The following is a 24,599-nucleotide window of genomic DNA, read 5'->3' as shown; positions in this document are numbered from 1 at the left end:
AAAGGAAGATATTTTTCTCTACTGAAATTAAGATTGGTGGTTAATATTTCTTATGTAGCGATCGCCCCAACGCAAAGCTATAGGCAATTTAGCGTGAAAATGTTGCTGTTATCAGAGTTTTTGGGAACTATAGGGTTGTCAGACGATAAATTGGCAGTCTGTCTACCAAGAAAATAGAGAGGACTTAGCTGCGATCGCAAGGCAAAAGGCAATAACTAACAATGAATAAAATTAATTTAAATATATGAATGAAAAACCAGATATGAAAATGCTTTATACCCCAGAAGATAGTTTAATCTTAGTGGTAGATGATACTACTACTAATTTAGAAATTGTCTTTGATATATTAACTAATGTAGGCTTTAAAGTGATCGCGGAAAATGATGGAGAAAGAGCACTGAAGCAGGTTGAGTATCAACTTCCTGACTTAATTTTATTAGATGTGATGATGCCAGGAATAGATGGATTTGAAACTTGTAAAAGACTGAAAGCAAATTCAGCTACTTGTGATATACCTGTAATTTTTATGACAGCAAATTCTGATACTCATAGTAAGGTAAAGGGTCTAAATATAGGAGCAGTTGATTATATCACAAAACCCTTTCATCAAGAAGAATTATTAGCTAGAATTAAAACCCATCTTCAATTACGAAATCTCACAAAAACTTTAGAAAAACGAGTTTTAGAAAGGACAGCAGCATTATCTAGGGCATTAAAAGACCTACAAGAGTCTCAACTTCAGCTTGTACAGACGGAAAAAATGTCTGCTCTTGGTCAATTAGTAGCAGGAGTTGCTCATGAAATTAATAATCCAGTTGGTTTTATTCATGGCAATCTTGGACACGCTTCAGTATATTTCCAAAACATGATTAACATTATTGACCTTTATCAGGAGCACTATCCTAATCCAGTTCCAGAAATTCAAGAGGAAATTGCAGCCATAGATTTGAAGTATATACTTGCCGATCTACCTAATTTGATTTCCTCAATGAAAGAGGGAGTTCAGCGCATTCGCAACATTAGTACCAGCTTGAGAACCTTTTCTCGAGCAGATAGCGATCGCAAAGTGTATTGCAACATTCATGATGGTATAGACAGTACAATTATGATTCTCAAACACCGTTTAAAAGCATCCGAAGATCGACCCGATATTCAAGTAATTAGAGATTACGATATATTGCCAGAATTAGAATGTTTTATCGGGCAACTCAATCAAGTATTTATGAATTTATTAGCTAATGCTATTGATGCTTTAGAGGAGTCTAATGTAGGACTGACCTATATGGAGATTGAAGCAAATCCTAATCAAATTTTGATTCAAACTACTCTCACTGAAGATAAAAATTATATCTTGATTAGGATTAAAGATAATGGCGTGGGAATGTCGGCTGATGTCCAAAAAAAAATCTTTGACTATTTATTCACTACTAAGCCAGTCGGTCAAGGTACAGGATTAGGCTTATCAATTGCTCGTCAGATTGTTGTCGAAAAACATGGAGGAACTCTAGAGGTAAATTCATCAATAGGGCAAGGTTCAGAATTTATCATTAAACTTCCCATTTAATAATTATAGTAAGTTACGTTTATTAACATAATAAATAAATTTATGTTCAAGGCAGTAGTAGACCACAGTAACGATCCAGATTCTCTTGCAGCAGTTGAAGAAGTTCTTCAGCAATGTGCCAGTTCTCTTGCAAAAGATATACCAAAAGCTGGGATTATTTTTGCTGGCTAACCTTTTAAGACTCGATCTAATTCCCCACTCTTTAAGGAGGGTTATAAAAAATAATGAGGAGTTAACCTAGAAGAAACTATCAAGACCGTAAACTGTCACAACAATAAGGCTCAGAATTTCTTATGAACATTTTTTCCTGATAACCAAAAGCAAACATTAAATTCTCAGAATAAAAAGATTAAGTAGTTACTTTATAGAAATTTTGGGGAACTCTATAAGTGTACTTCCAAGATTGTATTCTCAAAATTTATGATCGATGTACCCAAGGACTCAATAGCTACGCTTAATCTTTCTTTAGAACGCGACATATTTTTACGTACACTAATCAGAGAATTATCTGGTACTTTGCAGGATGTAGTGGGTTTAGAAGAAGCTTCGGGATTTATTAGCGTTGTTGGTGAAAGGATGGGAAGACAGATTAACCAAGATTATAAATCTGCCCTGGAAATCTCTAACCTTTCTCGTAAGCAGGTAGCTGATGTCTTGATTGATTTAAAAAAACGAATCCAGGGCGATTTTTATGTTATTGAGCAGAATGATGAAAAAATCGTCTTTGGCAACCGTGTTTGCCCATTTGGCGACAAAGTACTGAATCGCCCTGCCATGTGTATGATGACTTCAAACGTGTTTGGAACGATCGCAGCTAATAATCTCGGATATGCAAAAGTAGAATTGCAAGAAACAATAGCAGAAGGTAATTCTGGATGTAAAGTTATTGTTTATTTAAAACTTACAGAAGAAGCAGAAGATGCAGAAGGTCGAGAATACTTTAGGGGACTAGAATCTGTGTAAATCCTTTACGATTAAACAAAGTAACTCCAGGATTAAGCTTAGTGCAGATATGTAAAGTAGAGTCAAACCTAAAAGTTGAAGCCCCATGACTCCTGAACAATTTATTGAATTTGCCAGAGTTTTACCAGAACCTTTACTTCTGGTAAGTGCAGAGGGTCAGTTGTTAGCGACGAATCAACCAGTAGCAGATATGCTGGGGTTACGCCGTCAAGAACTGCGGGGAAGAATGCTCTTTGAACTAGTAACTGAGTCTAGCGACGATCTTGTAAAGTATTTACAAGCTTGTTCAAGTAGTAGGGCAATGGTGATTGGCTCTTTGACTTTACGAATGAATGATGGACAAACCTTAATATGTCGTAGTCAAGGAGCAGTTATTCAACCTTGGTCTCCTGAATCTTCAGCTTTAATTCTGTTACGGTTGGAAAATAGAGTTTTAGCCAGTAGTAATTTCGTTCTGTTGAACGAAAAAATTGATGAGTTAGCCAAAGAAGTTCAGAGACGAAAACAAGCAGAAGAAGCGCTCAAGAAAGTGAATCAAGAGCTAGAAATTCGAGTCGAGGAACGTACAACTGCTTTACAAGACACATTAAATGAACTACAACTTACGCAAACTCAGCTTATCCAAGCTGAGAAAATGTCTAGTTTAGGCCAGATGGTCGCTGGTATTGCTCATGAAATTAATAACCCCGTGAGTTTTATTTATGGGAACCTCCACCACGCTCATAAATACACTCAGGATTTACTGAAATTAGTCGAAGCTTATCAACAAGCTTTTCCAAATACTCTTCCAGAAATCCAACAGCAAGTAGAAGAAATAGATTTAGATTTTTTGATTCAAGATATAACCAAACTCTTCCAGTCCATGAAAGTGGGAGCAGAACGCATTCAGGAAATTGTTAAATCACTACGTAATTTTTCCAGGCTGGATGAAGCAGAACTTAAGCAAGTCAATATCCATGAAGGAATTGATAGTACTTTGATGATTTTGGAGCATCGCCTGCAAGCTAGGCATGAGTACCCAGAAATCAAAATCATCAAAAAATATAGTCAGCTACCGAATGTAACTTGCTATCCTGGTCAACTCAATCAAGTGTTTATGAATATTCTTGCTAATGCAATCGATGCACTGGAAGCATCAGCGCTCAACAGTCAGTATTCAGAAGTAAATACACAAAAAACTGAAAGTCAACAACTGATAAATAATAATCCCCAAATTCAAATTAAAACTGAGCTAATCGATGAAAAATGGATAGAAGTTAGTATTGCTGATAATGGTTTGGGGATAAATGAACAAGTTCGCTCAAAACTATTCGATCCGTTTTTTACCACTAAAACTGTGGGTAAAGGTACTGGACTAGGGCTATATATAAGCTATCAAATTATAGTTGAAAAACATAACGGGCAACTTAACTGTTTTTCTGTTCCGGGAAAAGGTGCAGAATTTGTAATTAAAATACCTATTTAATTAGCCTCATAAAATTTCAGTTTAAAGATATAACAACGCCTGTCTGCTCATTAGCAAACAGGCGTGTCTTTGATTACAAAATCTGGTTGAGACTCAATTATATCTTGGCAGTAGAATCAACAGAGGATTCAGACTGACTAACCGAATCTAACTTTGGTAAAAGCAGTGGATTTTCTGCTTTTACATTAGTGTTGATTGTTGCTTGCAAAAATGGGGTATGGGAGATGGAATTGTTAGCCAATGTAAACAGTGGATTTGACAAAATCCCTGCTATGGAAGTGGCAATTAATGTTACCACCAACCCGACCTGCAAAGGTCTTAGCCCAGGCAAATCCCAACGCACTTGTGGATAATTCTTCACCGCGTCGGACATTTCATGGGGTTCTTTAACTACCATCATCTTAACTACGCGAATGTAATAGTAGATGGAGACGACGGTGGTAACTAAGCCCAGCAAAACTAACCAATAAAGTCCTGCTTGCCAACCAGCCCAGAATAAGTAAATCTTGCCGAAAAACCCAGCCAATGGTGGAATACCACCCAAGGAAAGCAGGGAGATACTCAACCCCAGTGTTAGGAGTGGGTCTTTTTGATATAAGCCAGAGTATTCGGCAATCTGGTCAGTTCCCGTCCGCAGTGAGAACAGGATGATGCAGGTAAAGCCGCACAGGTTCATGAACAGGTAAACCAGTAAGTAGAATATCATACTGGCATAGCCTGCCTGAGTACCAGCAATCAAGCCAATCATCACAAACCCAGCTTGAGCAATGGATGAATAAGCTAGCATCCGTTTCATGCTGGTTTGGGCTAGGGCGACTACGTTACCCAAAATCATGCTCAGAACGGCAAGAGCTGTGAAGACAAACCTCCACTCGTCAGCAACAAGGGGGAAGGCTGTTGTTAACAAGCGGATGGCTAAGGCAAAACCAGCTGCTTTGGAACCAACAGATAAAAAGGCGATGACTGGGGTGGGAGCGCCTTCGTAAACGTCTGGTGTCCACTGGTGGAAGGGTGCAGCGGAGATTTTAAAGCCAATACCCGCGATCGCAAAAACCAGGGCAATCACTAAACCTAAAGATTGTCCCACTTTTGCTGTGGCAATGCCATTAGCGATCGCACTTAGTTCAGTTTGTCCTCCAGATAGTCCATACAGCAGGGATACACCGTACAAAAATATTGCTGTACTGGAAGCTCCAATTAACAAGTATTTCAGCGCCGCTTCGTTGGAGCGGGGGTCACGCTTGGTATAACCTGTTAACAGGTAAGAGGAGATACTCAGGGTTTCTAGGGAGATGAAAATCATTACCAACTCACTAGCCCCGGATAAAAACATCCCTCCTAAAGTAGCACTCAGCAAAATAGCGATGAATTCGGCTAAAGCCGTGCCGCTCTGCTCAACGTAGCGAATTGACATTAGTATAGTCACAATCGCAGACAAGGCAATAATACCGCGAAAGACAATACTCAGGTCGTCACCATTAAAGCCACCGCTAAAAGAGATGGGATTAAGAGAGTCCCATTGAAAATATAGGGCGATAATCGAAGCAAATAAACCTGCGATCGTTAGATATCCAATCCAGCGTCCAGATGTACGCCCCAAAATCAAATCAACAATCAAAACCCCCAAGAGGGTGAGAATAACAATCCCCTCTGGTAAAATCGTTCCAGCGTTTAGCTGGGATGCAATATTAGCAAAATCCATGAGATGTATAGGTTTTGGCGATTAGACATTAAGGCTAACTCTGTTCACTCTAGCAAGTTTTCTAATCCCCGGACTAGCTCTTTTAACAAGAGCTTAACAGCTTGGATGCAGATGGCGATTGCACCAACCTTAATACTTTACCAGCAGCTTTCTCAGTATCCAGGGATTCACTTAACAACTTTCCTACTTCGTTTTTCAGGTGTGACCAAATAATTTGTAATTCGTAATACTCGCCTTCATCCGAGAAGCAAGCTACGTCATTCGTAATTAAAAATGGTACAAGTTGTTACTGATAGGAATCAAGAATTACTTATTATCAATTACGAATTATTTTAATTTTTAGTGAATACCTTGATTACATAAATAATTATGTCGCAGTCAGGGCGATCGCGTAGCGTGCCGTAGGCTATCGCCACGGATAAAAAGCTCATAAAATTAATCAGGGCACAGCATTGCTGTGCCCCTACAATATTCATAACTCCTAAATTTATTAAAAATCGGCGGATGGCAGTTTGCCTTGTAAAGACTGAAATTTAGACTGAATACAGTTGGCACAATTGCAACCAACTCGATCGATAATCGGATTAGATGTTTGAGTCAACATTGGTATTACCAGATCGGGAATTTGTTGTGTAGATACAACCGTAACAATTTGTGTAGGGTATAGAGATTTCAGGTTGGATGCGTGTGCTGGATTGACTACCAGCAGCATAGATACCAGAAATGCGGGACAGGCAAGTAAAATCAGTTTGACAATTTTCATAAATCACACAAAGATAGCTTTGCTGATACAGCATAGCTAATAAATTGCCCAGCTTCAATTTTAATTACCAAGTATTGTTTAACTACGCCCAAATCCTTGACCCCGCAAAACCTTTGACCATACAACTAATTCGCCCTGTTCACCGCCTGCGGCCAGTAACTTACCTTGGGGATGCCAAGCTAGGCTAGAAAATCCTGCTGAGACACCTGTGATAATTTGGGATACTTCCTTGGCTTTGTTCCACAAACACAACCAGCCATCAGCAGCAGCAGAAGCCAGAAGGAAGCTTTTGGGTGCAAAGGCGATCGCATTGATTACACCCACATGATTAGTTAATACTCGTGCTTCCCAACCTAAAGAATCATCCTCTAGCTTTTCCCAGACTACAATACCTTCAACGCTAGAAGATGCCAGTATTGGCGCACCTACTTTAGTCATAGCTTCGGACCACGCCAATTGGCGAATTTTACCAGGGAAGCCACGCATCACCCAAGGGTCGGGGTTGTTCCATTCTAAAACGGTGACGCTACGATCCATGTTGCCAGAAGCCAGAAATTTACCATCGGGCGACCAAGCCATCGCTAAACTGACAGTAGTCATATCTAAGCTGTATGGTTCTTCATCCCAGTTTTGACTATGCCAAATCTTCACTCCCTTGTAACCACCGATAGCCAAATACTGCCCATCAATGCGCCAATCTATACCCAATACTGAAGAGTTGTCGAAATTCAGTGTCACGACAATTTCACGAGTATCTGCATCCCAGACTTGGACGTAACGCCCTAAACTAAAAGCCAGTTGGTTACTGGTGTAATTCCAAGCTAGCTTGTCAACCCATGCAGGGGCATTTTCCAAGGTGGCGATTAATTCAGTATCGCGCCAAATTTTCACCTGTCCATCTTGTCCGCCAACAGCTAAAAATTTTCCATCTGGCGAAAAAGCGAGACAGTCTACTGATTTACCGTTACCAGTTTGTAAACTTGTGAGTTCGCCATCATTCCACAAAACTACTTCCCCAGCGGCGGAAGTTGCTGCTAAAGTTTGACCTTGTGGCGACCAAGCGATCGCAGTTACATAATCTGAAAGTGTCCCCGAATAGTGTTGTTCAAATTCCTTAGATTTGGTTGTGGAGTTCATATTTTCTACAGAAGTTAGAAGTTAGGAGTTAGGAGTTAGAAGTTAGGAGTTAGGAATTTTTAACTCATAACTCATCACTCATAACTCCTAACTTTTTTTATGCTAGACAGGCGAGAAAATCTTCCTTGAGTTTGGCTGCATCAAGATTGCGACCGATGAAAACTAGTTCATTTTTGTGGGTTTCGTTTGGTTTCCAAGGGCGATCGGGTTTGCCATCAAAGATCATGTGTACTCCTTGGAATACAAATCGATTATCTTCTCCAGCAATATTTAAAATGCCTTTCATCCGAAAGATATCTGGGCCTTGAGTACGCAGTAACTCGGAAAGCCAAGCGTTTAATTTTTCTCCATCAACTGCACCTGCTTCTACTAGAGCCACAGAATAAACAGTTTCATCGTGTACGTGGGCATCTTCGCCTAAGAAATCTGGATCGATTTCTAATGCGCGTTCTAAATCAAAGGCTTTTACACCTAACAAAGCATCCATTCCGAGTTCAGAATTTTGGGTACGGTAGATTTTTGCGATCGCATTCATTGCCCGAATCCGTTTTTCTAATTCATTCAACTCTTCTGGCGCTACCAAATCTGTTTTATTAAGTAAAATTACATCGGCAAAAGCAATCTGTTCTTGTGCTTCGTCTGCATCCCAATGCTGCCAAATATGTTTGGCATCGACCACTGTCACCACCGCATCTAAAGACAGTTGGCTTTGCAAATCTTCATCAACAAAAAAAGTCTGAATTACTGGTGCTGGATCGGCTAATCCAGTTGTTTCAATTACTAAATGGTCAAATTTATCGCGCCGCTTCATCAAATTGCCAATGATGCGAATTAAATCGCCGCGCACTGTACAACAGATACAGCCATTATTCATTTCAAAAATTTCTTCATCTGCATCGATAATCAATTGATTATCAATACCCACTTCCCCAAATTCATTAACAATCACAGCAACTTTTTTGCCGTGTTCGTAGGTGAGGATGTGATTGAGTAGAGTCGTTTTACCTGCTCCCAAATAGCCTGTAAGAACAGTAACGGGAACTGAATTGTTGATTACGTCAGCCACCATACTCTAAATTCCCCTTATCTCACCTTATGGATAATCATTATCGCCTATGATAAATCTTTTTATATTTTTCTGCGAACTTGCTATTATTTTGGGCTTCATAAAAATAATTACATAATTTAATCAAGAAATATTTTATTTTTATCCATCTATAATATGGCGATTCTCATTTGAATAATTAGGGGCGCACATCTGTACGCCCCTAAAATGGGATCTATGTTCATCTCTGGTTAATTATTTCTGAGATAACAAAAAATCTTGAACTGCTTCTAAAACAACTGCTGGGTATTCTTCATGCAGTCCCAAAGAACCGGGAATGACAACGCTTTTCACTCCTGGTAAGGCTACCAAAGCGTTCATTTCTTCTCGTGATTTTGGGGGGCTAGATTCCCCAATTACTACCATCAAGGGTACGGTTAAAGACTGTACAATTTCTAAAAAATCAGATTGTTCGCGTACAGCATCGAGATTACCAGTTACAAAGGCAGCAGAAGCAAATCGCGCTCCTGGTTGTTGAGTGGTGTGCCACTTTTTCTCAATGAAACTGGGTGTAATTTTAGCCGCGTCAGTAAAGACATGACGGCGGTACATGAAACTTAAGAAAGATTGAGTAGTGTTGAGTTTGTAGAGAGCTTGACCAAGTATAGGCGATCGCACCAATTCTCTCACAACGCCAGCTATCTGTTGACTTGCCCCCATTGTTGGTAAAGGCCCACGCCAAGTAGGAGCCAACAATACAATTTTTGAGAAAGCAGCCTGCTTGACAGCTAATTGTAAAACGTATGTAGCAGCATGACCAGCCGCCACCACAGTAACAGGAGTATTAAAAACAGCTTTGACAAAATCTTCCAGAAATTGCTGATAAATTTCTGGTCGATAATTCAAACTAGGGCGAGAAGATTCACCAAATCCCGGCCAGTCTAAGGCTACAACTTGAAAATTGGGAGCTAGTAACTTGGCAAGTTCGCCGACTTCCAAACGCGTCGAAACACTGCTGAAAGCTGGTAGTAGCAATAGCGGTGAACCTTTCCCGAGGGTTTCATAAACAACGCGCAATTCCTGATTTTCCCAGTTCCAGAGATATTCTTGAACTACTCCACCAAAACCAGTAGCAGCAGAGGTAGATAATAGATTGGTTGACATGACACTAAATTTTGGTAGTTGTACCTTATTTGTCCTTTGTCATTTGTCCTTTGTCCTTTGTCCTTTGTCTTTTGTCCTTTGTTGATAACCAATAACTAATGACTAATGACTAATGACTAATGACCAATGACCAATGACTAATGACTAATGACCAATAACCAAGTTTAGCTAGGCAAATCTAACTTACATTCCAATGCTTTTTTTTGCATGGTTTTAAAAATATTGTAAAATCCATTCGCACGGGAAGGTGTCAGGCTAACATTTAAACCTGTTTCTTGAATAAAATCTGGAGTAAGTTGAACAATCTCAGTTGGCGTTAGTCCATGTAATCCCTCTACCAGAAGCCCGACTAATCCTTTGGTTAACTGAGAATCGGAATCGCCCTGAAATACAACCTTACCATCATCCAAGGCTGCGGTGATATAAACTTGAGACACACAACCAGGAACTTTGTTTTCGGGTAATTTATCAGCTTCTGGGAACTCATTGAGCTTCTGAGCATACCAGATTAGCTGTTCGTAGCGTCGCTTCGGTTCGGAAGCGCGTTGAAAGCGCTGGACAATTTTAGCGAGCGCAGGTGGCAAAGAATCTAGAGTTGAGGACATAACAGAAGCTGAAAACGATCGGTATCTCCTTGAGTGTAGATTATCTTTAGAGCAATCGCGCCTCTGGTTCTCTTGGCATTATCAAGCTTGCCATTACTGACTCTAATTTATCAAATCCAGCTAATTACTGCGTAGTCGCAGCCCAAGCTAGGTATCGCATCCCCATCGTCCAGGTTTTTCAATGCCTCTAATTACAAAAACTTAATTTTATTCTAAATAGAAAACTATATAACTTCGTAGCATATTGTCTGCGAATCTACTGCGCTTACCTTTGCGTCCCTCTGCCTTGAAATTTCAACCCTCAATTCTCCACGATTCGACAATGCTATGCTTACGCACTTACAAAATTAGCTGCAAGTAGATTTAACCAAGCAGCTAGATAACTATCAACAATAATTAAAAATTAAAAACCAAAAAAAATTCTGATTTTTAATTTTTAATTTCTCTCCCTTGAGGATTAATTTGTAGTTTGTGCAGCTAACATCTGCTTCAGCTTTTCTAATTCCGAAGCCCAACGAGGATCTGGACGAATAGCGTCTGAATCGGTGGTTGTAGTGCTGCTTTCGCGAGAACCTCCGCCACCGCCGCCACGACGAGGCTTCTTAGAGCTTTTCTCACGACGGCTACCTTCTCTGTTGGGGCTAGGAGTTGGGGTACTATTACTAGTACTAGCAATAACTGGTTTAGGAGCTTGCTCGTCGCCCTCTTCACCCTTTGTCCGAGGTAATGCCTTCTCTAGCTTAATGGGAGTGTCTTTGAACATCTGACCATTATACTTTTCAATAATTTCGTCAGCTTGTTCGTCATTATTGACTGTAAGAAAACCGAAACCACGGCATTTGCCAGTTTTGCGGTCTTTAATTAATTTAGTAGTTACAGCATCACCTTCTGCTGCAAAAACGGCTTGCAGATCTTGACGATCTATTTCATCTTTAGGCAAATTACCTATATATAGGCGAACGGACATGAACTATACCTCCAGAGTTGAATGAACATGGCAAGGCAAGAAAACAATCATTTAGCTTTGGCTTTTAAATAGATGCTATTGACCAAGACTGCCATAAACCAATTTTTTTGCTCGAAACTGTCAACCTATACAACAATACAGTTTTTCGTCGGGATCAAGCTTGTTTAATCCAAAGGCTCACACTAATGGTGAGCTAATAACACCTTAATTCTAAGAATTGTAAATTTAATAGCCTATTGCCTGCTAAAGTACCCGCTTTCTTCTATGCCCTTTTTCGCAGAATCAAATACCATTCCTTACATTACCACGGTATTTTCTACGTAGCTAGTTTAGCGCCTACATTTTCAGCATTACTATTACTAGATCGTAACATAAAACACATTTTTTTATGCAAGTGAGCATATTTTGAAACAAAAACCAGCCAGTGGCTGGTTAATTTGCTGCTGTGTTGGGAGGATAAAAGGTATAGAGCGGGGAAAAAGCACCTAAATCCACAACTAAGCGGTGATGCTGAGTTATGTCGGTTGCTTTTGTTTGTGTAAATAAATGTAACATTTGTTAAGGAAACCTGCAACTTTTCTTTACATTCCGATTTGTCCTTTGTCCTTTGTCCTTTGTCCTTTGTCAATGCCCAATGACTAACCAGTTAGAAAGACGTATGCGCCCCAAGCCTGTGCTGCAACAGCCAAAAAAGTAGACCAAATGGGATGCGGGCTATGAATGGTTTTACCACTTTGAGTTTCTAGGGTTTGGATATCGATCCAAGGTGTTGCTCCTCGTCTGAACCAACCTGTGACGATAATTTGCCGCCCGATTAGATCCTGATGATTGACTGACTGTCCTAGCCAAGAAATGTGGTGCAATTTCACCAAACCTGCGCTGGATTGCAAGATTAAATCTTGCGCTAGGGTGTTACTAGTACCTTGACGACCTAATAATTTACCTACAAGACGCACGCTGACGCTATCAATAGGTAAGGCAGAAGGGGTCAGCTAACAGGTTGGGTAAGCTGTCGTCAGTTTGTACGGTGGCAGGTTTAATATCGGGGAAGAAAGAATTAATCCGCATCACAGTACCGATGCTAAAGCCAATCAGAAGGCAGCCTGTAATGAAAGACCAATCTTCATATATCCACTTTAGATTTAAAAACTTGAGTGTGAATGCTAGTTGCCAGGTTAGCCAGACGAAAGCTGCAAACAAAAGCCCTAGAGGAATTCCCAACCAGGGAGCGACTTGTAATAGAAAAGACTGACGCTTAACCTTTGATGGAACGCTATCAAAATGTAGTTCGGTGTCTAGATGCCAGTGACGGGCTATTTGGCAGAGGCGTTCGAGGCGATCGCCCATTAAAGGATGGCTATTATTAATCGTAAACCATCGGCGATAAGGATTGGCGGTATCCCACTTCAAAAAGGATTCAAAAGATAGATTACTGGCAATAGTGCCCAAAGATAAACTCTGTTGGTAGCTAACTGGTGTCAGCAGATTTAAGCTTTCTAGTTGCCAACTGGTGTGTTCTTGTTTTTGGATGTCAGCGGCAATGCCAATGGCAATTTTGAGTAAAGCGCGAATCAGAGCATTGGGATTACCAGTAATTTCAGCGGCGACGCGATCGCTATAATAAAGCCGCAACCGCGACAACCACAATGCAGTTCCAGTCAACAAACACCAAATTCCATAAATTAGACTCGCCAGAATTGTCACTGGCCAGCGCCAAATTTTCGCTGATATTTTGTCTCCCAACTCCGACACTTGCTGATATAGCTGATGAGTTGGTAGTGTTACCAGCAGCAACAAAGACATTACAGCAAAATCCCAGTGAGCTATATGCCCGAGCTGCGTGGCGTAAATAATGGCGATTTCATCATCTGCTAACTGCTCTAATAACCCTTGACTCACAACAATCCTGGCATTACGTGGTAAACTACCATAAGTCAGAATAATTGGTGCAGCCGTTGGTAAAATTCGCAGTTTGGGTAACGGCCAGTGCCGCTGTTGGCAACAACGTTGTAGCACCCGAACGGCTTCGCGGCTATGAGTATTCAATACATCTTTCGGAAATTCTCGCTGACCATACAAGTTCGCCAGTAGCAGATCCAGCAACCAAGGTGATACTCCGATTAAAATCACCAATGCGATCAGCAACAGTTGGGTAGGATCTTCGTATAAAAGCTGTATCGGCTCCAGATAAGGTAGTTTGACTAAAGTCTGGTTGATTAATCCCAATGCGAATTTGAGGATTTCTCGGATCGTCCAAAACAGGGCGATGAATGTCCCTGCGGACAGTAGCCGCAAGGGAATTAATTTTGGTTTACGTAGTGGTTGCCATGCTTTGGCGCGTTGTGCTTGCCGCCAATAAATAACGCCGAATAATTTGGCTTGAGTGCGGGTAACAGAACCCATGAAGCCGCTTAGGGGTGTAGCCGATGGTGGCGGTGGTGGCGGTGTCGCTAATGTAGCTTTGAGTCTAGCTAGTGGCACCATCGGCGGGATGTCGTCGCTTCTGGTTTCTATGACTCGATCGTTCGGTTTTTCCTCTGATGTAGGAGTTTCCGGGGGAGTAATGGGGGTTGAATCTGGTGTTGAATTCTCAAAGGGAACAAATCCAGTTTCGACTTTTTTTGATTCTCGATCGGATTTTTTACGTTTTGTCAGGTGTTCGAGAGCGCGTGTTGCCCACTCTTGAACTTGCGGATTGTTACTCTCAATGAGATTCTGGGAAATAGCGATCGCTTTGGAAACTTCGCCAGTGCGAGCATAAGCCATCACTAAACCAACTTGGGCTTGTAAGCTAGCAGTACCGCTTTGACTGGTAGCAATAGGTTCTAGTTGGGCGATCGCTGTTTGGTAATTTCCCTGCTTGAGGGCAACTAAACCAGCCTCCAAAGACGGTTTGGCATGTGAAGGCATACAAATTCTGGCACTCCAATCTCTTCTAAACGATCCACGTTTGGGCAAAAGCGCGAACCTCGGATGCCGTGGAAATCAACCGCGCTCAAGTTTTGCTTGTCAACTAATTTTGGATTTTGGATTTTGGATTTTGGATTGAGCCTGACTACAAGGTTACTTGGCTCAAGGATTTTAAATTAAGGATTTTAGATTTGTTCTACTCACTAGGGGCAAGGCATGAACAAAAAAATCTAAAATTTAAAATCTAAAATCTAAAATTCGTAGTGAATTATTTCTCCACTGGTTGTTGACTAGAAAATACTGGAGCGATCGCGCTTAATTTTAACTCTGGATGGTCGCCCAATAACTGTTGACAATTCCATTCATTACGGAATAGCAACACTGGTCGTCCCATACTGTCTTTAACTGTAGTGGTATTGAATATTCGTCCCACTTTTTCTAATGCTTCCCAACCACCCTCAACCCAACGGGCGACACTGTAGGGCAATAAATCTAATATGGTTTCTACACCATACTCATTTTGTAAGCGAAACTGTACCACCTCGAATTGCAACTGACCCACCGCCGCCAAAATTGGATCGCGCTTGGCTTCATCAGTTGAATACATAATTTGCACAGCACCTTCTTCTCGCAATTCCGCAACGCCTTTTTGGAATTGTTTAGATTTCGAGGGGTTGGGATTCCTCAAAGATGCAAACAGTTCCGGCGAGAAATACGGAATCCCCTCATATTCGAGCTTTTGTCCCGTGTAAATTGTATCCCCGATTGCAAAAACACCAGGATTATTCAAACCGATCACATCGCCAGGATAAGCCACATCAATCGATTCTCGCTCTTGAGCAAAGAGTTTTTGCGGGCGAGATAGACGGATGAGTTTACCAATGCGGGCGTGATTCACCATCATATCTTTTTCAAACTTACCAGTGCAAACCCGGATAAATGCGACGCGATCGCGGTGTTTCGGGTCCATATTCGCTTGCAGTTTGAACACAAACCCCGAAAATTCCGGGTATGTAGGGGGAACTTCGCCAACACTGCTGATATGAGAACCGGGTTTGAGGGCATAGTCGAGGAAATACTTGAGGAATAACTCGACCCCGAAGTTAGTCATGGCGCTACCAAAGAACACAGGCGTCATTTTGCCTTCGTGTATCAACTGTAAATCTAGTTCTGGACCAACTCCTTCTAACAGTTCTAGATCGTTTTTCAGTTGATAGTACAGATTTTGTTCTAGCTGTTTTTCTATTCTCGGATCGCCTAACTCTACTATCGTATCGCGGGCTTCTCGGCTGCCGTGGGCGCTGCGTTCAAACAAGTGAATTTGTTGCTTGTGTCGGTCAAAAACACCTTTAAAGCGATCGCCCATACCAATCGGCCAGTTTACCGCATAGGTTTGCAATCCCAATTCTTGCTCAATTTCATCCAACAATTCCAGAGGTTCCCTTCCTGGGCGATCGAGCTTGTTGATAAATGTAAAAATTGGGATACCCCGCAACTTACACACTTCAAACAATTTACGGGTTTGCGGTTCCAAACCTTTTGCCGCATCAATTAACATCACTGCATTGTCGGCAGCAGCGAGGGTACGATAAGTATCTTCACTGAAATCTTGGTGTCCGGGAGTGTCTAATAAATTGATTTGACAATTCTGGTATTCAAATTGCAACACTGTGGAAGTAATGGAAATACCTCGTTGTTGCTCCATCGCCATCCAGTCAGAAGTAGCCTTTCGCTGTGCCCGTCGTGCCTTAACGGCCCCAGCTTCGTGAATTGCACCCCCGTACAGGAGTAGCTTTTCAGTTAGTGTAGTTTTACCAGCATCCGGGTGAGATATAATCGCAAAGTTGCGGCGAAGTTCGACTGCTTGAATAAGTTCAGACTGAAGTTCAGTAGACATAAATGTATTTGTTTGAAAGCTAGCTTAATTTTTTTTGACTCTGGCAAGTCTTTTAATCTTAAGACAACGATGCTCATGATAGGGTCGTAGTATAACCAACAATCTGACTAAATAGGAGAAAGCAATGTACGACACAGACAAGCGAAAGCTTCTATCTGCCTTGTCTCATGGAGCGATTTTTTTCAGCACAACATTGGTATCTGTAGGCATACCTATCGCCATACTGCTCGTATCTGACGATCCTGTTGTTAAAGAAAACGCCAAAGAATCCATCAATTTCCACTTTAATGTCTGGTTTTATGGTGCAATTCTGGGAGCGCTGTTTTTTCTATTCGGTTGGTTAGTATTACCTCTATTATTGCTGGGGCCACTAGCCGGTCTGGGATATCTATTACATTGGGGATTAACAATTTGGGCGCTCATTAGAGTTTTCAACAATCCTGATATACCCTTCCGTTATCCTTATATTTTCCGAGTTTTTTAGCATAGATTATGGGTATGGGCATTGGGCACTTGTACTGAGCGTAGTCGAAGTATTGGGCATTGGGCATTGTAAATTATTTGTTATCAATTACAACATTTCATTAATTTGTAGCGAATTCTCTGCGTGCCTCTGCGTTTACCTTTGCGTCGGCAGTCACTCATGGAGGAAACCCCCTTTTCTACGAGACGCTTTGCGTTCGCGTAGCGTTCCAAAGGAAAGGCGCTAGCCTCTCACGAATGGGAGAAGACCGCGCTGCCTCCCCTTTGCTTTTAAATCTCAACCCTCAATTCCCCACAATTTTGCCAACAGACAGTCTTATCATTTTAAATTTTGAATTTCTTCATAATGTTGTTTTTTTTCCAGTCCGTCGGATAGGTGCAACCAAGCTGTAGAATACAAAATTGCCCTACAACTTGATTAAGAGTAGGGCCAAGGACGGTTAAGCACTGTTTGTAGTCTGTCTGACGGCAGGAAAATTTTAGCCTGCTTTTGTGACGCTTTGTTTTGTGTCTATTTGGGTTGTTTTTCTTGATAAAATTTTATGTTTCCTATACATCGCCCCCGTCGTCTGCGTACTCATCCTCAACTGCGCCGGATGGTTCGTGAAACTGTTTTAACAACAAGCGATTTAATTTACCCACTATTTGCTGTACCGGGTGAGGCAATCGCTAATGAAGTGAAATCCATGCCCGGAGTCTACCAACTTTCGGTAGATAAAATTATTGAAGAAGCAAAAGAAGTTTACGACTTAGGAATTCCTTCGATTATTCTATTTGGTATTCCGGCTGATAAAGATGTGGATGCCACTGGTGCTTGGCATGATTGCGGTATCGTCCAAAAAGCGGCGACGGCGGTAAAAGAAGCAGTGCCAGATTTGGTTGTAATTGCTGATACTTGTTTATGTGAATATACTAGTCACGGTCATTGTGGTTATTTAGAAACTGGTGATTTAACAGGACGAGTTTTAAATGACCCAACTTTGGAATTGTTGAAGAAAACGGCAGTTTCCCAAGCAAAAGCAGGTGCTGATATCATCGCGCCTTCAGGAATGATGGATGGGTTTGTGCAGGCAATTCGTCAGGGTTTGGATGAAGCCGGATTTCAAGATACGCCGATTTTATCTTATGCTGCTAAGTATGCTTCGGGTTATTATGGCCCATTTCGGGATGCAGCAGACTCGACACCACAATTTGGGGACAGAAGAACTTATCAAATGGACCCAGGTAACGCCCGCGAAGCGATTAAAGAGATTGAATTAGATATCGCTGAAGGTGCTGATATGCTGATGGTTAAGCCAGCCTTGGCATATATGGATATTATTTGGCGCGTCAAAGAAGCAAGTAACTTGCCAGTTGCGGCTTACAATGTTTCTGGTGAGTATGCAATGGTGAAAGCTGCGGCTCTCAATGGTTGGATTGATGAAGAACGGGTGGTTTTGGAAACTTTAACTGGGTTTAAACGCGCTGGTGCAGATTTGATTTTGACTTATCATGCCAAAGATGCGGCGAGATGGTTAAAGTAGGCTAGGCATATTGAATACTAATTTAGTGGGAAATCTCACGCAGAGGCGCGAAGACGCAGAGTTGTGTTTTGGTGTTTGGGCGTGAGATTCTTTATATTTTGGGTTTGGCTGGTGCGAAATTCAAACAAAATTTAACTAATCCACGTTATACTTGTCATACGTGTATTGCAAAGATGATAAAAGTTATGCTCAGTGTCAGGCTGGATGAAGAAACAGAACGGCAGCTAGCCGATATTTTAGCTCACGAGCAAACAGACAAGAGCGAGTTAATCCGACGCTTGATTGCTGAACGCTGGCTAACCTTACAAGCGGGTAAAACTTTGGTAGAGAGGCGGGGTGGGGGACACCCTGAACATCTGCTACAAGATGCACCAACGGATTTATCAGAACGCTCAAACCGTAAAAAAGCGATCGCTCAATATCTCAACAAGCGGCATTCATGACCTATTATCCGCTTATACTCGCGGATAGCGGGTTTTTGTTTGCGTACTACAGCGCCAGAGATCGGTATCACCAACAGGTGCGTCGCTTCTTTGAAAACTGTACTTCTAGGCTGGTAACTACGCCCATTTGTATTGCAGAAGTGGTGTGGTTGCTTAACTTTGATTGGCGTACACAAAACGAGTTTCTTCTAGATGTTGCTAAACAACTCTACGAGTGTGAGCAACTATTACCACAAGATTTTTCGCGCATTGCTGAGTTGAATACTCAGTACAGAGATTTACCAGGGGATTTTGCAGATTTATCCTTGATTGTTATTTCAGAGCGTTTGGATATTGCTGCGATCGCTACTTTGGATAGTGATTTTAATATTTATCGATGTTATCGGAAAAAACCTTTTGAGCGGGTGTTTTAGGGATGCGATGGCTACTTAATTATAATTTTTTCAAAAGTAAAATCACTATATGACATATCAGGAGACACCTTCAGACAACAATGATAAAACTTAATCTAAAAAATAACGACTTAAAAAATCTTGCGGAGTTAAAATTGGAATTCCATTAAATTCTATCAACACCAATAAATCTAAATCACCAGTAACAATTGCTTCAGCATTTGCCGCAACAGCCGCAGCCAAAACTAAATTATCTTTTGGATCGCGTAATTGAGGAGCATCTACAGAGACAGTTGGACAATCATTTGATAAACCCTTGACTACAGAAATCAAATCCTCAACCGTATAACCTCTTTGTTGTAGTCGCAGTTGAAATTTATCACGTTTTAAAGTTGTTTCTAGTTCTAATAATAAAAATTCAGAAGCAAATATATTAATTTGTTAATTTCTTGCTAAACGCAAGGTTTTACCAGGAACACCTCCCCACAACAAAGCTGAAATCCAAACATTTACATCAAGGATAACTCTCATGGGTTAGACCATAACTCTTGTCTGACATCCTTGACAATTTCACTAATTTCTTCCAGCGTGGGTTGATTAGGATCGGGTTCTAAATCTTCTAAGCCTTGCAGAAATTCATCTAAATTTACATTCGGTTTAGTAATTTTTTTCAACACAATTTCATCTTCTGTAACCGAGACTTCATACTCAGTAGAGGGTTGAAGCTGTGCTAACACTTCTGGAGGAATTTCTAGCTTTCCATCAGCCGTTACTTTGGCAATAATAGCTGTGTTCATAATTTTCATATTTGAGTCTAATTCGATTTTATCCTTTTATTTATGGCATTTGGCTGGGGTGTAAATAAAGAATCGCTTGTATTTAGACAATTATAGGTAGACCTTTTTCTCCTTCCTTATCTCCTAATACTGTTCGGTTAAGGCAAGAGACGCGATGAATCGCCGTCTTTACAATAATCAGTCTTTCGTATTGACAGTGATTTATTGCATCTTTAGCGATCTAGAATTTTTATCAAAAAACCTTAACTGAACCGTATTGGGATATAACCAATCTGGCTGTAAAAATCGATTTCTTGGATAAGTTGGCTGCTGGTAATTAATCCTTGGTGATTTGAATTTTGTAGGACACGCATCTTGCGTGTCCTACAAAATGGTTGATTTGTTGAAGTTAGCTATTTACATGATAGGTAAATTGTCAAGTGTGTAGTACATAAATACAGAATTCCCTTCTTTGCCAGAGTGGGAGGCGATCGCTGTTAAAATTTGGTTTGAGGGTTGCGATCGCTCAAGCTTGCTTTCGTAGTCTTTCTAGGTTTTGTTGATGCAATTCTGGGAAGTTTTCTAAATCATCTATTGACTGCGGTGCAGGGAAGATTACAGCGTCTTCAGAGGTGAATCTATCTAGATAAGTTTGAAAAGCTTCATCATCTTCTCTGTGGTCAAGAATATATTGACGCAATTGGACACGGGGCATTGTCATAAAATCTGGCTTACTCATACATATCTCTACTTCCCGTCTAGGTAAATTAGAATTTCATTTTCTTCACCAGCGAGAATCACAAGATTTTTTGTTCGTTCATCGATTCGCACTAAAAACACAGGTAAATACATTTTAGTAGCCCAAAAACTTAAGATAAACAACGTTTTCAATTGTTCTACAGTAGGGATATTTAAATTGTTGCTACAACAAATTTTTTACTCTAACGTGATTAAAGTTAAGTTAGTATATTTCAATCGTGAATATCTGAGTATATTTTAAACATAACTCTACGTTTTATTACATAGAGAAACCAGCCGCATTTGGTAGAGTCAGAGGCGATCGCTGATAAAAGCTCTAAAATCTAAATTAAATAGCTTTGATATAGTTATGGCAATCACTCGCTCTATGCTAGGGGCCGTTTATTTAAAAAACCTAAACTCTAACTAGTGCGATCGCTCACTGTATTTGCGACAGCAGCACGATAAAATTCTAAAACCATAATCGTACTAAAAGGTCTAAATGGCAGAAACACTATTCTTCAACGCCTTACGGGAAGCCATTGATGAAGAAATGGCGCGTGACTCCAGCGTATTCGTTCTCGGTGAAGATGTTGGACACTACGGCGGTTCCTATAAAGTTACCAAAGACCTGTACCAAAAATATGGCGAACTCCGCATTCTAGATACCCCCATCGCTGAAAATAGCTTTACTGGGATGGCTGTGGGAGCCGCAATGACTGGGTTACGTCCGATCATTGAAGGCATGAACATGGGCTTTTTACTGCTTGCCTTCAATCAAATATCCAACAACGCTGGGATGCTGCGCTATACTTCTGGCGGTAACTTTAAAATTCCAATGGTAATTCGCGGCCCTGGAGGTGTAGGGACGGCAGCTAGGTGCAGAACATTCCCAGCGACTAGAAACCTACTTCCAAGCTGTGCCAGGGTTAAAGATTGTTGCCTGCTCCACACCAAGAAACGCCAAAGGACTGCTGAAATCCGCTATCCGCGATGATAATCCGGTGTTGTTCTTTGAACACGTTTTACTTTACAACTTGAAAGAAGATTTACCAGAAGAAGAATACCTCCTCCCCCTAGATAAAGCAGAAATTGTGCGTCCAGGGAATGATGTGACAATTATTACTTATTCACGGATGCGCCATCATGTAGTGCAAGCCGTAAAAACTCTTGAAAAACAAGGATACGATCCAGAAGTTATCGATTTAATATCCCTCAAACCATTAGATTTTGATACCATTGGTGCATCAATACGTAAAACCCATAAAGTCATTGTTGTGGAAGAATCGATGCGCACTGCGGGTATTGGAGCAGAAGTCATCGCCTCAATCAACGATCGCTTATTCGATGAATTGGATGCGCCAGTACTACGGCTTTCTTCCCAAGATATCCCCACACCTTACAACGGCAATCTGGAACGACTAACAATCATTCAACCAGAGCAAATAGTAGAAGCTGTGGAAAAAATGGTGGCGTTGCGAGTATAGAGAAAAGGGAAAAGGGAACAGGGAATAGGGAATAAATTCAACCCCTACTCCCTACTTTGTACAGACGCGATTAATCCCGTCTCTACCCACTCCCCATTTCCCAACTCATAACTCCTCAAAAGAACGCTATTATAGCGTTTGTCAGTTGCGAGTTATGGTATGCAAAGACAGCAATCGCTATTAGTTTTGATTTTAGTCCTGATAATCGCCGCTATTACGGTGATTGCCACAATTCCGATACCTCTAGGGCTGGACTTGCGCGGAGGTTCACAGCTCACAATTCAGGTGAAACCATCAGCGGATATCCCCAAAATCACCGAACGCGAATTGGAAGGTGTGAAGAAAGTTGTCGAAGGCCGGATTAATGGTTTAGGTGTTTCTGAGCCAGTAATCCAAACAGTCGGTACAGATAAAATATTGGTGCAACTACCAGGAGTCAACGATCCAGAACAAGCTGAACGGGTGCTAGGGGGTACAGCACAGTTAGAATTTCGTACCCAAAAGGCGAATACAGAAACTCAACTGCTTGCTTTTCAAGCATCAAGAGCCGAATTGAAATTTAAGCAAGAAGAATTAAGAAAGAGTACCGACAAAGCGGCAATTGTCAAGAATCAAGAAGACTTACAAAAAAATAATCAAGCGATCGCAGAATTGTTTGAAAGCACTAATCCACCGCTAATTGGCAAATACCTCAAGGATGCCTATGGTGAACCCACTCAAGGTAACAACTGGAATGTTGCCATTCGCTTCGACCAAAAGGGTGGTGAACTGTTTGCCAATTTGACAAAAAATCTCGCTGGTACTGGGCGTAGCATTGGTGTTTTTCTAGACAATGAACTAATCAGCGCTCCCACTGTAGGTATAGAATTTGCCGCTACTGGGATTACAGGTGGTTCTGCCGTGATTACAGGACGTTTTACCGCCCAGCAAGCCAATGACTTAGGCGTGCAGTTACGTGGTGGCGCATTACCCGTACCAGTAGAAATCGCAGAAAGGCGGACAGTCGGAGCTACCTTGGGTAAAGATAGCATTCAAAGTAGTATTTATGCTGGAGTCGGTGGTTTGACTTTAGTATTAATATTCATGGTGGTTTACTATCGACTACCAGGATTGATTGCGGATATATCACTAGCGATCTACTCTCTCTTAACTTGGGCAACCTTTGCTTTGTTGGGCGTTACCTTAACTTTGCCGGGAATTGCTGGTTTTATTCTCAGTATTGGGATGGCAGTTGATGCCAATGTGCTAATTTTTGAAAGGACGCGGGAAGAATTGCGGGCAGGTAAATCTCTGTATCGTTCTGTAGAATCGGGTTTTTATCGGGCATTTTCTAGTATTTTAGATAGCAACGTTACTACATGGATTGCTTGCGCTGCCCTATTTTGGCTGGGGTCTGGTTTAGTTAAAGGTTTTGCTCTAACCTTAGCTTTGGGGGTAGCTGTGAGTATGTTTACTGCAATTACCTGTAGTCGGACATTGCTGTTTTTGGCAATTTCAATTCACTCTTTGCGCAAGACAGAACTTTTCTGTCCAAACCTGCCAGCATCGAATAAGGCAGAGGTGACTCAATGAAACTAAGTATTAATAAATCGCGATCGCTTTGGTGGACTATTTCTGCTGCTATCATCATCGCTGGTATCATCTCAATGGTGATTTCTTGGCAACAACCCAGTATTCGCGCACCCTTACGCCCCGGTTTAGATTTTATCGGTGGTACGCGGTTGCAGTTTGTCCGAGATTGCACCAAACCCGGTAACTGCGACAAACCAATCGATATCAACGCTGTCCGAGAAGTAGCAAAAGCGCAGGGACTAGGTGATAGCAGTATCCAACTTGTCTCAGAAAATGGTGTAGAAAATGGTGTACTAATTCGGTCAAAAGATTTGAGTGTCGATCAGCGTACCAAATTACAAAACGCTTTGAGCGAAGAAATCGGCGTTTTTGATCCACAAAAGAACCAGATTGACTCCGTTGGCCCCACTTTGGGAAAAGAACTGTTTACATCTGGGATGTTAGCTCTGATAGTTTCCTTCATCGGTATTACTATTTACATGAGCTTCCGTTTCCAGTTAGATTATGCTGTGTTTGCGATCGTTGCCCTATTCCACGATATCTTGATCACAGTTGGGGCTTTTTCAATTTTGGGTTTGGTGGCAGGCATCGAAGTAGATAGCCTGTTTATCGTCGCTTTACTTACGATCACAGGTTTTTCAGTCAACGATACAGTGGTAATTTACGATCGCATTCGGGAAACCCTGAAAATCCATCCCGAACAGCCAATTGCCCAAATTGTAGATGATGCGGTTAACCAAACATTGACAAGATCGATCAACACTACCTTAACCGTATTACTGACATTATCTGCAATCTTTCTATTTGGCGGAGAAACACTGAAATACTTTTCCCTGGCTTTGATTGTTGGCTTCACAATGGGGGCTTATTCGAGTATTTTCATCGCCAGTACTCTTCTAACTTGGTGGCGAGAGCGTCAAGGGGAATCCCAGGTGTTAGACAACGCTGATTCGATTGATACATCTCCCAGTTCCCAGGATAGTTAAACTTGTGTATATTTCAA

26 protein-coding genes and 1 pseudogene are annotated in these 24,599 nt (G+C 41.3%); 12 read left to right on the top strand and 15 right to left on the bottom strand.

Features of this window, described 5'->3' with window-relative positions:
- Positions 1-36: 36 nt before the first annotated feature.
- The 5 genes from NSTCB13_RS17770 to NSTCB13_RS17750 all read left to right on the top strand — a co-directional run bounded on the left by NSTCB13_RS17770 (position 37) and on the right by NSTCB13_RS17750 (position 3,992).
- The gene (locus NSTCB13_RS17770) at positions 37-177 is read left to right on the top strand and encodes a hypothetical protein (protein WP_448273326.1); all 141 of its coding nucleotides are present in this window, start codon (positions 37-39) and stop codon (positions 175-177) included.
- Positions 178-244: 67 nt separating this feature from the next.
- Positions 245-1,564, top strand: coding sequence for a hybrid sensor histidine kinase/response regulator (locus NSTCB13_RS17765; protein WP_448273325.1), 1,320 nt, complete (start codon positions 245-247; stop codon positions 1,562-1,564).
- 42 nt (positions 1,565-1,606) lie between these two features.
- Positions 1,607-1,735 carry a hypothetical protein gene (locus NSTCB13_RS17760; protein WP_322690092.1) on the top strand — a complete coding sequence of 43 codons (129 nt, stop codon included), beginning with the start codon at positions 1,607-1,609 and terminating at the stop codon, positions 1,733-1,735.
- A gap of 249 nt (positions 1,736-1,984) precedes the next feature.
- On the top strand, positions 1,985-2,527 hold the full coding sequence (locus NSTCB13_RS17755; RefSeq protein WP_445631446.1) for a methanogen output domain 1-containing protein: 543 nt from the start codon (positions 1,985-1,987) through the stop codon (positions 2,525-2,527).
- A gap of 85 nt (positions 2,528-2,612) precedes the next feature.
- Positions 2,613-3,992, top strand: coding sequence for an ATP-binding protein (locus tag NSTCB13_RS17750; RefSeq protein WP_448273323.1), 1,380 nt, complete (start codon positions 2,613-2,615; stop codon positions 3,990-3,992).
- Between the two features lie 97 nt (positions 3,993-4,089).
- On the opposite strand, the gene NSTCB13_RS17745 is transcribed toward NSTCB13_RS17750, so the two are convergent.
- From NSTCB13_RS17745 to prfC, 11 genes are all read right to left on the bottom strand, one after another.
- Positions 4,090-5,694 carry an NAD(P)H-quinone oxidoreductase subunit N gene (locus NSTCB13_RS17745; protein ID WP_448273322.1) on the bottom strand — a complete coding sequence of 535 codons (1,605 nt, stop codon included), beginning with the start codon at positions 5,692-5,694 and terminating at the stop codon, positions 4,090-4,092.
- A 332-nt stretch (positions 5,695-6,026) separates the two neighbouring features.
- Positions 6,027-6,170: a hypothetical protein gene (locus tag NSTCB13_RS17740; RefSeq protein WP_448267202.1), complete on the bottom strand. Its 144-nt coding sequence runs from the start codon at positions 6,168-6,170 to the stop codon at positions 6,027-6,029.
- A 14-nt stretch (positions 6,171-6,184) separates the two neighbouring features.
- Positions 6,185-6,457: a hypothetical protein gene (locus NSTCB13_RS17735; protein WP_448273320.1), complete on the bottom strand. Its 273-nt coding sequence runs from the start codon at positions 6,455-6,457 to the stop codon at positions 6,185-6,187.
- 78 nt (positions 6,458-6,535) lie between these two features.
- On the bottom strand, positions 6,536-7,594 hold the full coding sequence (locus NSTCB13_RS17730) for a WD40 repeat domain-containing protein (protein ID WP_448273318.1): 1,059 nt from the start codon (positions 7,592-7,594) through the stop codon (positions 6,536-6,538).
- Positions 7,595-7,691: 97 nt separating this feature from the next.
- On the bottom strand, positions 7,692-8,663 hold the full coding sequence (locus tag NSTCB13_RS17725) for a CobW family GTP-binding protein (protein ID WP_448267199.1): 972 nt from the start codon (positions 8,661-8,663) through the stop codon (positions 7,692-7,694).
- A 231-nt stretch (positions 8,664-8,894) separates the two neighbouring features.
- Positions 8,895-9,803 carry an alpha/beta fold hydrolase gene (locus NSTCB13_RS17720; protein ID WP_445631453.1) on the bottom strand — a complete coding sequence of 303 codons (909 nt, stop codon included), beginning with the start codon at positions 9,801-9,803 and terminating at the stop codon, positions 8,895-8,897.
- Between the two features lie 164 nt (positions 9,804-9,967).
- Positions 9,968-10,408 carry a SufE family protein gene (locus NSTCB13_RS17715; protein ID WP_334770680.1) on the bottom strand — a complete coding sequence of 147 codons (441 nt, stop codon included), beginning with the start codon at positions 10,406-10,408 and terminating at the stop codon, positions 9,968-9,970.
- Positions 10,409-10,865: 457 nt separating this feature from the next.
- Positions 10,866-11,375, bottom strand: a complete 510-nt coding sequence (locus tag NSTCB13_RS17710; protein WP_448267197.1) for an RNA recognition motif domain-containing protein — start codon at positions 11,373-11,375, stop codon at positions 10,866-10,868.
- A gap of 638 nt (positions 11,376-12,013) precedes the next feature.
- Positions 12,014-12,331: a hypothetical protein gene (locus tag NSTCB13_RS17705; RefSeq protein ID WP_448273317.1), complete on the bottom strand. Its 318-nt coding sequence runs from the start codon at positions 12,329-12,331 to the stop codon at positions 12,014-12,016.
- A gap of 10 nt (positions 12,332-12,341) precedes the next feature.
- On the bottom strand, positions 12,342-14,285 hold the full coding sequence (locus NSTCB13_RS17700; RefSeq protein WP_448273316.1) for a M48 family metalloprotease: 1,944 nt from the start codon (positions 14,283-14,285) through the stop codon (positions 12,342-12,344).
- Between the two features lie 268 nt (positions 14,286-14,553).
- Positions 14,554-16,182 carry a peptide chain release factor 3 gene (gene prfC, locus NSTCB13_RS17695; RefSeq protein WP_448273314.1) on the bottom strand — a complete coding sequence of 543 codons (1,629 nt, stop codon included), beginning with the start codon at positions 16,180-16,182 and terminating at the stop codon, positions 14,554-14,556.
- Positions 16,183-16,306: 124 nt separating this feature from the next.
- Here prfC and NSTCB13_RS17690 point away from each other — a divergent pair, with 124 nt between their 5' ends.
- From NSTCB13_RS17690 to NSTCB13_RS17675, 4 genes are all read left to right on the top strand, one after another.
- Positions 16,307-16,666 (top strand): DUF4870 domain-containing protein, encoded by a 360-nt coding sequence (locus NSTCB13_RS17690; RefSeq protein ID WP_445631456.1) that lies wholly within the window; start codon positions 16,307-16,309, stop codon positions 16,664-16,666.
- Positions 16,667-17,207: 541 nt separating this feature from the next.
- Complete coding sequence (hemB, locus tag NSTCB13_RS17685; RefSeq protein ID WP_448273312.1) at positions 17,208-18,188, top strand: porphobilinogen synthase; 981 nt, start codon at positions 17,208-17,210, stop codon at positions 18,186-18,188.
- A 173-nt stretch (positions 18,189-18,361) separates the two neighbouring features.
- Entirely contained in the window at positions 18,362-18,631 is a 270-nt protein-coding gene (locus NSTCB13_RS17680) for a hypothetical protein (RefSeq protein WP_448273310.1), read from the top strand.
- The gene (locus NSTCB13_RS17675; protein WP_445631459.1) at positions 18,628-19,044 is read left to right on the top strand and encodes a type II toxin-antitoxin system VapC family toxin; all 417 of its coding nucleotides are present in this window, start codon (positions 18,628-18,630) and stop codon (positions 19,042-19,044) included. The genes NSTCB13_RS17680 and NSTCB13_RS17675 overlap by 4 nt, the downstream gene beginning before the upstream one ends.
- 90 nt (positions 19,045-19,134) lie before the next feature.
- Here NSTCB13_RS17675 and NSTCB13_RS17670 read toward each other — a convergent pair whose 3' ends face one another.
- The 4 genes from NSTCB13_RS17670 to NSTCB13_RS17655 form a co-directional block, all read right to left on the bottom strand.
- On the bottom strand, positions 19,135-19,455 hold the full coding sequence (locus NSTCB13_RS17670) for a putative toxin-antitoxin system toxin component, PIN family (RefSeq protein ID WP_448274177.1): 321 nt from the start codon (positions 19,453-19,455) through the stop codon (positions 19,135-19,137).
- A gap of 95 nt (positions 19,456-19,550) precedes the next feature.
- A complete protein-coding gene (locus tag NSTCB13_RS17665) occupies positions 19,551-19,820 on the bottom strand; it encodes an AbrB/MazE/SpoVT family DNA-binding domain-containing protein (RefSeq protein WP_445631462.1) in 270 nt (89 codons plus the stop codon).
- Positions 19,821-20,325: 505 nt separating this feature from the next.
- Positions 20,326-20,538, bottom strand: a complete 213-nt coding sequence (locus NSTCB13_RS17660; RefSeq protein ID WP_292706909.1) for a DUF6887 family protein — start codon at positions 20,536-20,538, stop codon at positions 20,326-20,328.
- Positions 20,539-20,546: 8 nt separating this feature from the next.
- Entirely contained in the window at positions 20,547-20,708 is a 162-nt protein-coding gene (locus tag NSTCB13_RS17655) for a DUF6888 family protein (protein ID WP_448270216.1), read from the bottom strand.
- 331 nt (positions 20,709-21,039) lie between these two features.
- Here NSTCB13_RS17655 and NSTCB13_RS17650 point away from each other — a divergent pair.
- From NSTCB13_RS17650 to secF, 3 genes and pseudogenes are all read left to right on the top strand, one after another.
- Positions 21,040-22,024: pseudogene (locus NSTCB13_RS17650) on the top strand (pyruvate dehydrogenase complex E1 component subunit beta).
- A gap of 159 nt (positions 22,025-22,183) precedes the next feature.
- On the top strand, positions 22,184-23,596 hold the full coding sequence (secD, locus tag NSTCB13_RS17645) for a protein translocase subunit SecD (protein ID WP_448267193.1): 1,413 nt from the start codon (positions 22,184-22,186) through the stop codon (positions 23,594-23,596).
- Positions 23,593-24,582: a protein translocase subunit SecF gene (secF, locus tag NSTCB13_RS17640; RefSeq protein ID WP_448267192.1), complete on the top strand. Its 990-nt coding sequence runs from the start codon at positions 23,593-23,595 to the stop codon at positions 24,580-24,582. The genes secD and secF overlap by 4 nt, the downstream gene beginning before the upstream one ends.
- Positions 24,583-24,599 lie beyond the last annotated feature (17 nt).

Source organism: Nostoc sp. DSM 114160, assembly GCF_053470305.1.
Note: the sequence above shows the minus strand (reverse complement) of the source record. Positions and strands in the feature narration are given on the sequence as shown.